12 protein-coding genes and 3 pseudogenes are annotated in these 12,508 nt (G+C 70.5%); 12 read left to right on the top strand and 3 right to left on the bottom strand.

Features of this window, described 5'->3' with window-relative positions:
• Nucleotides 1-657, top strand: a pseudogene (locus tag GEV28_RS39185) (excinuclease ABC subunit A); the annotation flags it as partial.
• Nucleotides 658-747: 90 nt separating this feature from the next.
• Here GEV28_RS39185 and GEV28_RS39190 read toward each other — a convergent pair.
• Nucleotides 748-1,629 (bottom strand): oxidoreductase, encoded by an 882-nt coding sequence (locus GEV28_RS39190; RefSeq protein ID WP_291418913.1) that lies wholly within the window; start codon nucleotides 1,627-1,629, stop codon nucleotides 748-750.
• Nucleotides 1,630-1,661: 32 nt separating this feature from the next.
• Here GEV28_RS39190 and GEV28_RS39195 point away from each other — a divergent pair, with 32 nt between their 5' ends.
• Nucleotides 1,662-2,135 (top strand): polyketide cyclase, encoded by a 474-nt coding sequence (locus tag GEV28_RS39195; RefSeq protein WP_291418915.1) that lies wholly within the window; start codon nucleotides 1,662-1,664, stop codon nucleotides 2,133-2,135.
• Nucleotides 2,136-2,501: 366 nt separating this feature from the next.
• On the opposite strand, the pseudogene GEV28_RS42870 reads toward GEV28_RS39195, so the two are convergent.
• A pseudogene (locus GEV28_RS42870) lies at nucleotides 2,502-2,816 on the bottom strand (TetR/AcrR family transcriptional regulator); the annotation flags it as partial.
• On the opposite strand from GEV28_RS42870, the gene GEV28_RS39205 reads away from it, so the two are divergent.
• A complete protein-coding gene (locus GEV28_RS39205; RefSeq protein ID WP_291418917.1) occupies nucleotides 2,728-3,183 on the top strand; it encodes a pyridoxamine 5-phosphate oxidase in 456 nt (151 codons plus the stop codon). The pseudogene GEV28_RS42870 and the gene GEV28_RS39205 overlap by 89 nt on opposite strands.
• A 7-nt stretch (nucleotides 3,184-3,190) precedes the next feature.
• On the opposite strand, the gene GEV28_RS39210 is transcribed toward GEV28_RS39205, so the two are convergent.
• Complete coding sequence (locus tag GEV28_RS39210) at nucleotides 3,191-4,588, bottom strand: cation:dicarboxylase symporter family transporter (protein WP_291418919.1); 1,398 nt, start codon at nucleotides 4,586-4,588, stop codon at nucleotides 3,191-3,193.
• A 163-nt stretch (nucleotides 4,589-4,751) separates the two neighbouring features.
• Between GEV28_RS39210 and GEV28_RS39215 the strand changes: the two genes are divergently transcribed.
• The 9 genes and pseudogenes from GEV28_RS39215 to GEV28_RS39255 form a co-directional block, all read left to right on the top strand.
• Complete coding sequence (locus GEV28_RS39215; RefSeq protein WP_291418921.1) at nucleotides 4,752-6,377, top strand: sensor histidine kinase; 1,626 nt, start codon at nucleotides 4,752-4,754, stop codon at nucleotides 6,375-6,377.
• Nucleotides 6,378-6,608: 231 nt separating this feature from the next.
• Nucleotides 6,609-7,295 (top strand): response regulator, encoded by a 687-nt coding sequence (locus GEV28_RS39220; RefSeq protein WP_291418924.1) that lies wholly within the window; start codon nucleotides 6,609-6,611, stop codon nucleotides 7,293-7,295.
• Nucleotides 7,296-7,559: 264 nt separating this feature from the next.
• Entirely contained in the window at nucleotides 7,560-8,138 is a 579-nt protein-coding gene (gene infC / locus GEV28_RS39225; RefSeq protein WP_291418927.1) for a translation initiation factor IF-3, read from the top strand.
• 85 nt (nucleotides 8,139-8,223) lie between these two features.
• A complete protein-coding gene (gene rpmI / locus GEV28_RS39230) occupies nucleotides 8,224-8,418 on the top strand; it encodes a 50S ribosomal protein L35 (RefSeq protein WP_291418929.1) in 195 nt (64 codons plus the stop codon).
• 67 nt (nucleotides 8,419-8,485) lie between these two features.
• Nucleotides 8,486-8,860 (top strand): 50S ribosomal protein L20, encoded by a 375-nt coding sequence (rplT, locus tag GEV28_RS39235; RefSeq protein WP_291418931.1) that lies wholly within the window; start codon nucleotides 8,486-8,488, stop codon nucleotides 8,858-8,860.
• Entirely contained in the window at nucleotides 8,857-9,681 is an 825-nt protein-coding gene (locus tag GEV28_RS39240) for an RNA methyltransferase (protein WP_291418937.1), read from the top strand. The genes rplT and GEV28_RS39240 overlap by 4 nt, the downstream gene beginning before the upstream one ends.
• Before the next feature lie 65 nt (nucleotides 9,682-9,746).
• Nucleotides 9,747-10,562, top strand: coding sequence for a DUF6159 family protein (locus GEV28_RS39245; protein ID WP_291418933.1), 816 nt, complete (start codon nucleotides 9,747-9,749; stop codon nucleotides 10,560-10,562).
• 143 nt (nucleotides 10,563-10,705) lie between these two features.
• The gene (gene pheS, locus GEV28_RS39250) at nucleotides 10,706-11,776 is read left to right on the top strand and encodes a phenylalanine--tRNA ligase subunit alpha (protein ID WP_291418935.1); all 1,071 of its coding nucleotides are present in this window, start codon (nucleotides 10,706-10,708) and stop codon (nucleotides 11,774-11,776) included.
• 45 nt (nucleotides 11,777-11,821) lie between these two features.
• Nucleotides 11,822-12,508 (top strand): annotated as a pseudogene (locus GEV28_RS39255) (phenylalanine--tRNA ligase subunit beta); the annotation flags it as partial.

A 12,508-nucleotide genomic window follows, 5' to 3' on the forward strand; every position in this document is an offset into this window, starting at 1 on the left:
GTCCGCGGCTACCAGCCGGGCCGGTTCTCGTTCAACGTCAAGGGCGGCCGGTGCGAGGCGTGCGCGGGCGACGGCACCATCAAGATCGAGATGAACTTCCTGCCGGACGTGTATGTGCCGTGCGAGGTGTGCAAGGGCGCGCGGTACAACCGGGAGACGTTGGAGGTGCACTACAAGGGCAAGACCGTGTCCGAGGTGCTGGACATGCCGATCGAGGAGGCCGAGCAGTTCTTCGAGCCGATCCGCGCGATCCACCGGCACCTCAGGACCCTGGTCGACGTCGGCCTGGGCTACGTCCGGCTCGGGCAGCCGGCGCCGACCCTGTCCGGCGGCGAGGCGCAGCGCGTGAAGCTGGCGAGCGAGCTGCAGAAGCGCTCGACCGGGAAGACGGTCTACGTGCTCGACGAGCCGACCACCGGCTTGCACTTCGAGGACATCCGGAAGCTGATCGGCGTCATCAACGGGTTGGTGGACAAGGGCAACACCGTCATCGTCATCGAGCACAACCTGGACGTGATCAAGACGTCCGACTGGATCGTCGACATGGGGCCGGAGGGCGGCTCGGGTGGCGGACTCATCATCGCCGAGGGCACCCCCGAGGACATCGCGGACATCGAGGAGAGCTACACCGGCCAGTTCCTTCGCCACGTACTGTGATGTTTGGCTCGCTCCGCTCGCTGGTTCGTGGGCCTGTTTCCGGTGTCTTCCCTCCTGCGCTGCTCACTCACTCGTGCCTCGCGCGGTCGGTCATGCGTTGAGGCGGTAGGACACGTGGGTCCGCTCCTCGGACTTGTCCCACAACGCCTTTGCCACCTTGGGGTCTCGCGCGGCTCGGACGCTGCCGACCACCTTTGGGTAGCCGCGTTGGCCCATGAAGCCGCCTGGGCCGGCGAAGCTGCCGGGTTCGATGTCCGCGGTCGCCGCGTACAACGTTGGCAACGCGCCCATTGCGGCGCTCTGGGCTATCAGGCGGTTGCCCAGGGACATGATGTTGTCCATGAACGTTTCCGTGTGGGACTGGAGGTTCGTCGAGGCGTAGCCGGGGTGGGCTGAGTACGCCGTCAGCTTCGAGCCCGCGGCCTTCAGGCGGTTCGTCAGCTCGAACGTGAACAGCAGGTTCGCCAGCTTCGACTGGGCGTAGGCCGGCCAGCGCATGTACCCGCGGCTCTCCCGGTTGAGGTCGTCCAGGTTGATGCGCCCGACCCCGTGCACGCTGCTCGACAGCGTCACCACGCGGTCCTTCAGCTTCGGCAGCAGCAGGCCCGTCAACGCGAAGTGGCCCAGATGGTTGGTGCCGAACTGCATCTCGAAGCCGTCGGCCGTGCGGCGGTGGGGGACGGCCATCACGCCGGCGTTGTTGATCAGCAGGTCGACGTCCTCCGTCACGCTCTCGGCGAAGGTGCGGATCGACGCCAGGTTCGCCAGGTCCAGAGCGCGGACCTCGACCGTGCCCGGCATGGTCGCCGCGGCCCGCCTGCCCTTCTCGATGTCCCGGCAGGCCAGGATCACCCGCCCGCCAGCCTTGGCCAGCGCGCGTGCGGTGACCAGGCCGAGCCCGCTGTTGGCGCCCGTCACGACCGCCGTGCGGCCGGTCTGGTCAGGGATGTCCGCCGCCGTCCACTTAGCCATGATCAGCACTCTAACGTCGGCATACTCGATGTGTGTCGCTCAACGACTACCGGTTCCGCGACGTCTGGTCGGTCTCGGTCGCCACCTCGCGGGTCTTCGACGCGCTCGTCGACCTGCTCAACTGGCCCCTGTGGTGGCCGGACGTCCGATCCGTCCGGCAGGTCGACGACGACACCGCCGAGCTCGTCTGCCGGTCGACGCTGCCCTACGCGCTCACCTTCCGGGTGCACCGGGCCGAGCAGGACGCGGGCGCCGGGCGCCTGCGGGTGGACCTGACCGGGGACCTCGAGGGCTACACCGTCGCGGTCGTCGGGCGGCACGCGGCCGGAGCGCGGTTGGCGATCGACCAGCGGGTCGTGGTCAACAAACCACTGCTACGGACGTTCGCGCCGGTCGCGCGGCCACTCTTCCAGGTCAACCACGCGCTGATGATGCGCCGGGGACAGCGAGGGCTGCGCGGATACCTGGTGCCAGGAGCTGAGCACCGCCCGGACGTCGGCGCGTAGGCGGTCCGTCAGCTTCCCGGTCGGTGCGAGCGCCCAGTCGAGCTGGGCGCCGTGCGCGAGGGCGGCGATGACGCGCGCGGCGCGGGCCGGTGGAGGAGCGCCGGCGAACGCGGCGGACGCCAGCAGGGACCGGAGGACCTCGCGGACCTTCGCCCGCAGCTCGCCGAGGCCGTCGCGCAGGGCCGGGTCGCTCATGTCGATCCCCAGCTGCGCCAGGTGGTTGGTCGTGGTCCGCGGGTCGGCCACGCCCTCCGCGGTGACCAGGACCGCGGCCAGGATCGCGTCGGTCGGGTCCCGGTGGCGAGCGGCCGCCGCCCGCATGCGCTCCTCCACCCCGGCGGCCGCCTCGGTCATCATCGCCAGCAGCAGACCGTGCTTCGAGCCGAACCGGCCGGAGACCGTGCCGACCGCGATTCCCGCCTCGGCCGCGACCTGGGCCAGGGTGAAACCCGGGCCGTACCGGCCGATCGCGCGGCCGCACGCGGCCATCAGCTCGTCGTCGGAGATCTTGCGCGGGCGGCCCACCGAGTTATTGAACCATGGATCGGAAACTCGGCGTAGTATCCGAACCATCGTTCGGAAAGGGAGCACGATGGCCACCTGGCAGGAGATCGAGAAGGACGCACCGGAGTTCGCCGAGCGCGTGCGGGGGGTGTTCGGGTCCGGCACGAACAAGACCATCGCCACGTTGCGCGCGGACGGGTCCCCGCGGATCAGCGCCTCCGAGCTCGAGTTCACCGACACCGACGTGACGCTCGGCATGATGGGCGGCTCGCTGAAGCTGCGCGATGTCCGGCGGGACAACCGGATCGCCGTGCACAGCCCGACGATCGAGCCGCCCGAGGACGGCGCCTGGGCGGGCGACGCGAAGATGGCCGGCCGGCTCGTCGAGGTCCCGGCACCACCGGACTCCCCGCACGTGGGTGCCGGCTTCTTCCGGATCGACATCACCGAGGTCGCCCTGACCTACCTCGGCGACCCGGCCGACCATCTCGTCATCGAGTCCTGGCACCCCGGGCACGGCCACCGCCGCCGCACCCGGACCTGACCCACCTCTACGACCGCTTGGTCGAGTCCTCGATCTCGGCGGGGGACCGCGCGTCGGCCGCGTCGCCGTCGCGGTCGGCCGCCGGTTCCGGCCCGACGCGGTGGTCGTCGAGCATGGTGGCCTCGTCGAACGGGTCCTGGCCGGACAGCACGCGGTCGGCCTGGTCGCGGTCGAACTCCTTGGTCCACGTCCCCACCAGCACGGTGGCGACCGAGTTGCCGGCGAAGTTCGTGAGCGCCCGCGCCTCGGACATGAACCGGTCGATGCCGACGATCAACCCGACCCCGTCGACCAGCTCCGGCCGGTGCGTGGACAGCCCGCCGGCGAGCGTGGCGAGACCCGCGCCGGTGACCCCGGCCGCGCCCTTCGACGCGATGATCATGAACACCAGCAGCGAGATCTGCTCGCCGAAGGTCAGCGGCGCGTTCATGGCCTCGGCGATGAACAGCGTCGCCATCGTGAGGTAGATGGCCGTGCCGTCGAGGTTGAACGAGTAGCCGGTCGGCACGGTGATGCCGACGACCGGCTTGCTCACCCCGAGGTGCTCCATCTTCGCGATCAGCCGTGGCAGGGCCACCTCGGACGACGACGTCGACAGGATCAGCAGGAACTCCCGGCCGAGATAGCGGAACAGCGACAGGATGTTCATCCGCGCGATCGTCCACAGCAGCACGCTGAGCACGCCGAACACGAACAGCAGACACGTGATGTAGAAACCGGCCATGAGCACGGCGAGGCTCTTCAACGCGTCGACCCCGGTCTCGCCGACCACCGCCGCGATGGCGCCGAACGCGCCGATCGGGGCCATCCACATGATCATCGCGAGGATGCGGAACACCAGTCGCTGGATGTGCCCGATGCCTCGCAGGATCGGTTCGCCCTTGCTCCGCAACGCCTGCAGCGCGAACCCGGTGAGCACCGCGATGAGCAGCGTCTGCAGCACGGAGCCCTCGGTGAAGGCGGAAACCAGCGTGGTGGGGATGATGCCGAGCAGGAAGTCGACGGTGCTCACGCTCTCCGCGACCTGCTCCTGGCCCTCGCCACGGACGGTCTCGGTGAGCTGCAGCCCGTCGCCGGGATGCAGGATGTTGCCGACGATCAACCCGATGATCAACGCGACCGTCGACATGACCAGGAAGTAGCCGATGGCCAGCGTGCCGACCCGGCCGACCTTGGCCGCCTTGGCGACCGAGCCGACCCCGAGCACGATCGTGCAGAAGATGATCGGACTGATCATCATCTTGATGAGGTTGACGAAGCCCGTGCCCAGCGGCTTCAGCTCCTTGCCGAGCTCGGGCCAGGCCAGGCCGACCAGGATGCCCAGGGCGACGGCCACGATCACCGCGATGTACAGGACGTGGGTGCGATCCCGGCGACGGGTGGGCGGCGTAGCGGTGTCGGACACGGGGGCCTCCTCGGCACCGGCGGCGGGCCGGCTGTGACGACAGCAGTGCGGAACGTGGTCAAATTGTCAGGAGCGCTATGACCTGCGTCACGCTTCTGTTCATTTCGTTCGCGAGGGTTGGTCCGAATGCCGCTCACTTTGTGTGGCGGGTCACACTATGCACATGAGACGGGGCGGTCGCCTGGGACGGTGGAGCCTGGCCGGGCAGCTGCTCGTGCTGCAGGTGACCGTCGTCGGCCTGCTCGCTATCGTCGGCGCCGTGCTGGCGTACCTGGACGTCGCGGACCGCACCGAGGACTCCACCCGGGACGAGGTCGTCTCGGTCGCCCTCACCATCGCCGACTCGCCGGTCGTCGTCGACGCCGTCAGGACGCCCGACCCGAGCGCGCGCCTGCAGCCGTTCGCGGAACGGGTCCGGCACGACACCGGCGTCGACTTCATCACGATCATGGACCCGTCCGGCAGGCGGTACACCCACCCGAACCCCGCGCGGATCGGCGAGCAGTTCATCGGCCACACCGCGGAGGCGTTGAAGGGCCGGACGTTCACCGAGACCTACACCGGCACGCTGGGCCCGTCGGTACGCGCGGTCGTGCCGGTGTTCGGCGCGGGCCACGAGATCGTCGCGCTGGTGAGCGTCGGCATCACCCTCGACGCGATCGCCGGTCAGGTGCGCGACCGGGTCGCGCCCATGGCGATCATCGCGCTCGTCGTGCTCGCGGGCGGCATGGCGTGCATGTGGCTGGTGAACCGCAGGCTCGCGCGGCAGACCCACGGCCTCGGCCCTGCGGAGCTCGGTCGGCGGATCGAGCACCACGAGGCGATCCTGCACACCGTCCGTGAGGGCCTGCTGCTGATCGACCCGGACGGCCGGGTGACGTTGTGCAACGACGGAGCCCGCGAGCTGCTCGACCTCACCGGCGAGGTCGAGGGCCGGACCGTCGCCGACCTCGGCCTGCCGGCGACCATGATCGAGAGCCTCGCGCCGGGGCGGGTCACCCGCGACGAGATCCAGCTGACCGAGCGCCGGGTGCTCGTCGTCAACTCCGCGCCGGTGCGTTCCGGCGACCACACCGACGGCACGGTCGTGACCCTGCGCGACCACACCGAGCTGGAGGCGCTCACGGGCGAGCTCGCCTCGGTGCGCGGGTTCACCGAGTCGCTGCGCTCCCAGGCGCACGAGGCCGCCAACCGGCTGCACACCGTGGTGTCGCTGGTCGAGCTCGGCCGGACCACCGAGGCCGTCGAGTTCGCCACCGCCGAGCTGGTGCTGGCCCAGCAGCTGACCGACCGGGTCGTCGGCGCCGTGACCGAGCCGGTGCTCGCCGCGCTGCTGCTCGGCAAGGCGGCCCAGGCCAACGAGCGCGGCGCGGAGCTGGTGATCACGCCGGAGACCGAGATCGATGACGTGGTGCTCGGCGGCGACCAGGCCACCGCCCGCGACGTCGTCACGATCCTCGGCAACCTCATCGACAACGCGATCGAGGCCGCGCTGGAGGGCGCCGCCACCGCGCCGCGGGTGTACGTCACCGCCCGGACCGAGGCGGGGGAGCTGATCCTGCTCGTCGCCGACACCGGGCCGGGCCTGGCCCCCGAGACGGTGCCGGACGCGTTCCACCGCGGCTGGTCGACCAAGCCCGACCCGGGTCGCGGGCTCGGGCTCGGGCTCGTGTGGCAGGCGGTGCGGCGCAACCGCGGCACGATCGACGTGGGTGACGGGCCGGCCGGCGGCGCGGTGTTCACGGTCCGGCTGCCGACCGGCCGGGTGATGACGGAGGCGCGGCCGTGAGCGGGAGTGAGGGAGCGTTCGCTGTCTGGACGCGTGAGCGGGAGTGACGGAGCGTTCGCTGTCTGGACGTAGGAGAAGCGCAGGCGCGTCAGCGCCGAGCATCGCACGGAGCGAGTCATTGGACGGCGGGGCAGCGAGTAGCGGAGGAACGAAGCGAACCATCCAACACCGTGAGCGGAGCGAACCATTCAACAGGGGAGCGAGCCCATCAACCCGGCGATCAACGTCCTGGTGGTCGAGGACGACCCGGTCGCCGCGGAAGCGCACCGGCTCTACGTCGAGCGGGTGCCCGGCTTTACGGTCGCCGGCGTGGTCCACTCGGCGGCGGAGGCGCAACGCGCGCTGCGTCCCGCCGTCGACCTGCTGCTGCTCGACCAGTACCTGCCCGACGGCAACGGGCTGGAGCTCTGCCGGAACCTTCGGGCCGCCGGGCATCTCGTCGACGTGATGATGGTGACCTCCGCCCGCGATCTCGTGGTCGTGCGTGCCGCGGTGTCCACCGGGGTCGTGCAGTACCTGCTCAAGCCGTTCACCTTCGCCACCCTGCGCGACAAGCTCGAGCGCTACGCCCGGTTCCGGCGTGGCGTGGACGGGGCCGCCGTCGCCGACCAGACCGAGGTGGACCACCTGTTCGCCACCCTGCGCGGCACCGACACCGCGCTGCCCAAGGGCATGAGCGGTGCGACGCTCGACGCGGTGGTCGCGGTGCTGCGCCAGTCGGCCGAGGGCCTGTCCGCGGGCGCGGCCGGCGACCTGCTCGGCATGTCCAGGGTGACCGCACGGCGTTACCTGGAGTACTTGGCGGACAACGGGTTGGCGGTGCGGCATCCGCAGTACGGTCAGGTCGGGCGGCCCGAGCTCCGCTACCAGTGGGCCCCGGCACAAAACGGGCGAGAAACGCGTTCTGCTAACCTGTAGGACGCGACCAGCCTCGTGCGAACGAGGCCGCGAAGTGGAGCCCCGCTCCCACCCGAGTCACCGGTCCGATTCCAGACGGTGTCCGGGTTCCGGTCGCCGCGACTTGGCGTCGGCTCGTCCGGTGCCAGTGGCGGTGTCTCGACGTGCATCGTCGAGGATCGGTCGGAAGCGGGCCCCGTGCACTCCAGGTGTGCGGGGTTCGTGCTGTGTGAGGCTTCGGGTCGCAAGCGTCGTGACAACAGAGGATGAGCCGGGCACGGCTCGTTGAAATCGGCCCGAGGAGGCCCCATCAGCTCCGAGACACGTATCAATGACCGCATCCGAGTCCCGGAGGTCCGACTGGTCGGACCGAACGGAGAGCAGGTCGGAATCGTGCGCATCGAGGACGCACTTCGACTGGCTCAGGAGGCGGACCTGGACCTCGTGGAGGTTGCCCCCCAAGCACGACCGCCGGTCTGCAGGCTCATGGACTACGGCAAGTACAAGTACGAGAGCGCGCAGAAGGCGCGGGAGTCCCGCCGAAACCAGCAGCTCACCGTGATCAAGGAGCAGAAGCTCCGCCCGAAGATCGACACGCACGACTACGAGACCAAGAGGGGCCACGTCATTCGGTTCCTCGAGCACGGGAACAAGGTCAAGGTGACGATCATGTTCCGCGGTCGGGAGCAGTCCCGGCCCGAACTTGGCTTCCGGCTGCTGCAGCGGCTGGCCGACGACGTCGCCGATCTCGGCTTCGTCGAGGCGGCGCCCAAGCAGGACGGCCGAAACATGATCATGGTGCTGGCCCCGCACAAGTCGCAGAAGACGCGGCCCAAGGCGAGCGCGGGCACCGACAGCAACTGACAGGGTTCGGACAACACTGCCGGAGCGTCCGGCAAGGACACGGAGCGACACACCGGCGTTCCGGTGGACAAGCGCGAGGATTGACATGCCCAAGAACAAGACCCACTCCGGCACTGCGAAGCGGATCCGGATCACCGGCAAGGGAAAGCTGCGCCGGCAGCAGGCAGGCCTGCGGCACAGGCTGGAGAAGAAGTCCAGCGCGCTGACCCGGCGCCTGTCCGGCACCACCGAGCTGGCCCCCGCGGACACCAAGCGCGTGAAGCGGCTGCTCGGCCGCTGAGCCGGACCCCGTTCCCATGACCACCGGGTGGCCTGGCTGCCGCCCACGAGATCGACAGGATTGAACCGTGGCACGCGTCAAGCGGGCGGTCAACGCCCACAAGAAGCGCCGGACGACCCTCGAGCTGGCCAGTGGCTACCGGGGTCAGCGCTCGCGGCTGTACCGCAAGGCGAAGGAGCAGATGCTCCACTCGCTCAACTACGCCTACCGGGACCGCCGGGCCCGCAAGGGTGACTTCCGGCAGCTGTGGATCACCCGAATCAACGCCGCGGCTCGCCAGAACGGCATGACCTACAACCGGTTCATCCAGGGCCTCAAGGCCGCTGGCGTCGAGGTGGACCGCAAGATCCTCGCCGAGCTCGCGGTCAGCGACCCGAACGCGTTCGCCGCGCTGGTCGACGTCGCTCGGGAGAACGCCGACCCGCAGGGCAAGGCTTCCTGAACACGCGGGTGACCCGACCCGGGGACGGTCCTTTCACGGAACGGACGCCCCGGGTCGCCGCTGCCAGGGCACTGACCCGGCGGGCCGGGCGGCAGAAGGCGGGCCGCTTCCTCGCCGAGGGCGCCCAGGCCGTGCGCGAGGCCCTGCGCTGGGCCGCCGCCGGACGTGGCGTGGTGCACGAGCTCTTCGCCGTCTCCCTGCCCGATGACCTCGCGGCGCTCGCCGCCGAGGCGGGCGTGCCGGTGTCCGCGGTGACCGAGCGTGCCGCCGCGGGGCTCTCCGAGACCGTCACCCCGCAAGGCGTCGTCGCGGTCTGCGACGTCGTCGACGTGCCGCTCGCCGAGGCCCTGGCCGGGACCCCGCGCCTGGTCGCCGTCCTGGTGGGCGTGGCCGACCCCGGCAACGCCGGCACGGTCATCCGGGTGGCCGACGCCGCGGGCGCCGACGCGGTCGTGCTGGCCGGCCATGCTGTCGACCCGCACAACGGCAAGTGCGTCCGCGCGTCGACGGGCAGCCTGTTCCACCTCCCGATCGCCCGGGCCCCGATCCCGGACGTCCTCGACGCGTGCCACGCCGCGCGGCTGCGCCTGGTCGCGGCCGACGGCCACGCGAGCGACGACCTTCACTCGGCCGGCGCCGCACTCGCCGACCCGACCGCGTGGGTGTTCGGCAGCGAGGCGCACGGGCTCCCGGACGACCTCGTCGCCAACCTCGACCACGCCCTGCGGGTGCCGGTCTACGGCGCGGCGGAGAGCCTGAACCTGGCCGCCGCCGCGGCCGTCTGCCTCTACGCCACGGCGTGGCGCCAGCGCGCCGGTTGAATCAGCCGCTCAGCGGAGGTCGTGCGCGGTACATTTGCCGCGCGCAACGACGATGGGGGTGGCGCATGGGTCGGTTCGGCACGTCCTGGCGGATGTTCAAGGCGTCCTGGCACGTCTTGCGGTCGCGCAAGGAGCTCGTGGTGTTCCCGGTGCTCGCCGGGGTCGCGAGCCTGCTCGTCGCGGTCATCTTCCTGACCCCGGCCGTGTTCACGCTCAACGACGACAACGAGCCGACCGCCGGCAGCTACCTGCTTCTCGTCGGCTTCTACCTGGTCTCGGCGTACGTGGCGATCTTCTTCAACGCCGCGCTGATCTCGCAGGCCAACCTCGCGCTGTCCGGCGGCGACCCGAGCGTCACCGGCGGCCTGCGCACGGCCGGCGGGCTGTGGCTGCGGATCCTGCCGTGGGCACTGCTGTCGGCCACCGTCTCGCTGATCCTGCGGGCCATCGAGGAGCGGCTGGGCTTCCTCGGCCGCATCATCATCGGGCTCGTCGGCATGGCGTGGAACCTCGTCACATACCTGGTGCTGCCGGTGCTGGTGCTCGAGGGCACCGGCACGAAGGACTCCGTCCGCCGCTCGGCCGCGATGTTCCGGGGCACCTGGGGCGAGAACGTGCTGGGCAACGCCGGTATCGGGGTGTTCGGCTTCCTGCTGTTCCTGCCGTGCCTCGCGCTCGTCGCGCTGGGTGCCGCGGCCGTTGGCGCCACGCTGTGGGCCTGCGTGATCGTCGCCGTGGTGTGGGGCCTGCTGGTCTCGATCACGGTGGCCGCGCTGTCGGTGATCTACCAGACCGCGCTGTACCGCTACGCCGCCGACGGCGTCGCAGCTCCCGCTTTCGTCGGCGCCGACCTCGGTCACGCCTTCCGCCGGCGCCGCTGACCACGCTCATTTCGAGCGCTACGAGAAACTGCGTGCAGGGCCATTCATCCGATCACCTAGGATCACAGTGCTTGGGGCGAACACAGTCGCACCGTCCCCGGGCAACCCGTCTGGTCACCGTTCCCGGGAGCTGTTCACCCAACATGTCCGCAGCCAACGACTCCTACGATCCCAAGCAGGTCGCGGCCCTCGCGCCGGAGACCCTGCAGGCTGCCGTGGAGCAGGCGCGCAAGGAGCTCTCGGCCGCGGCTGACCTGGATGCGCTGGCCGCGACCAAGCCCCATCACCTCGGGGACAAGGCGCCGCTGCTGGTCGCCCGCCGCGAGATCGGCGCCCTGCCGCCCAAGGCGCGCTCCGAGGCCGGCCAACGGGTCAACGAGGCACAGAAGGTCGTCCGCGAGGCGTTCGACGAGCGCCGCGCGGAGCTCCTCACCGAGCGTGACGAGCGGGTCCTCCGCGAGGAGGGTGTCGACGTCACGCTGCCGTGGGACCGCATCCCGCGCGGCGCCCGGCACCCGATCACCACCATCTCCGAGCGGATCGCCGACGTGTTCGTCGGCATGGGCTACGAGATCGCCGAAGGCCCCGAGCTCGAGACCGAGTGGTTCAACTTCGACGCGCTGAACTTCAAGAAGGACCACCCGGCGCGGTCGATGCAGGACACGTTCTACGTCGCGCCCGCCGACTCGGGCCTGGTGCTGCGCACGCACACCTCGCCGGTGCAGATCCGGGCGCTGCTGGAGCGTGATCTGCCGGTGTACGTGGTGTGCCCCGGCCGCACGTTCCGCACCGACGAGCTGGACTCCACCCACACCCCGGTGTTCCACCAGGTCGAAGGCCTGGCCGTGGACAAGGGGCTCACCATGGCGCACCTGAAGGGCACGCTCGACGCGTTAGGCCGCGCGATGTTCGGGGACAAGGCACGGATCCGGCTGCGGCCGTCGTACTTCCCGTTCACCGAGCCGTCCGCCGAGCCGGACGTCTGGTTCGAGGAGAAGAAGGGCGGCCCCGGCTGGGTCGAGTGGGGTGGCTGCGGCATGGTCAACCCCAACGTGCTGCGGGCCTGCGGGATCGACCCCGACGTCTACTCCGGCTTCGCGTTCGGCATGGGCATCGAGCGGACCCTGCAGTTCCGCAACGGCATCCCCGACATGCGGGACATGGTGGAGGGCGACGCCCGGTTCACCGCGCCGTTCGGCACCGAGGCGTTCTGAGCGCCGCCGACCCAGACTGTTCGCAGTAACCGAAAGGAACACCCAGTGCGGGTTCCCGTCAGCTGGCTCACCGAGCACCTCGAGACGGACGAGACGTTCACCGCGGAGCAGCTCGCCGACGCCTTCGTCCGGGTCGGCATCGAGGTCGAGGAGGTCACCCCGCTCGGCCAGGTGACCGGCCCGGTCGTGGTCGGCCGGGTGGCCGAGATCGAGGAGCTCGGCGAGTTCAAGAAGCCGATCCGGTACTGCATGGTCGAGGTCGCCGAGGCCGACGACCACGCCGACCAGGTCGCGGCCGGCTCCACCGAGCCGCGGGTGCGCGGGGTCGTCTGCGGCGCCACCAACTTCGTCGAGGGCGACCTGGTGGTCGTCGCGTTGCCCGGCGCGGTGCTGCCCGGCGGGTTCGCGATCTCCGCGCGGCAGACCTACGGGCACACCAGCGACGGCATGATCTGCTCGCCGCGCGAGCTGGGCCTGGGCGACGAGCACGGCGGCATCCTGGTGCTGCCCAGCGGCGAGGCCGGTGCGGGCGACGACGCGGTGGAGCTGCTCGGGCTGGATGAGTCGGTCATCGAGCTGTCGATCACGCCCGACCGCGGCTACGCGTTCTCCGTGCGTGGTCTCGCCCGGGAGCTGGCCTGCGCGCTGGACCTGCAGTACCGGGACCCGGCGGCCATCGACGTGCCGGCCGCCGAGGGGCACGCGTTCCCGGTCGAGATCGAGGACCCGGAC

The organism is Actinophytocola sp. (assembly GCF_009379765.1).
GTDB lineage: Bacteria > Actinomycetota > Actinomycetes > Mycobacteriales > Pseudonocardiaceae > Actinophytocola.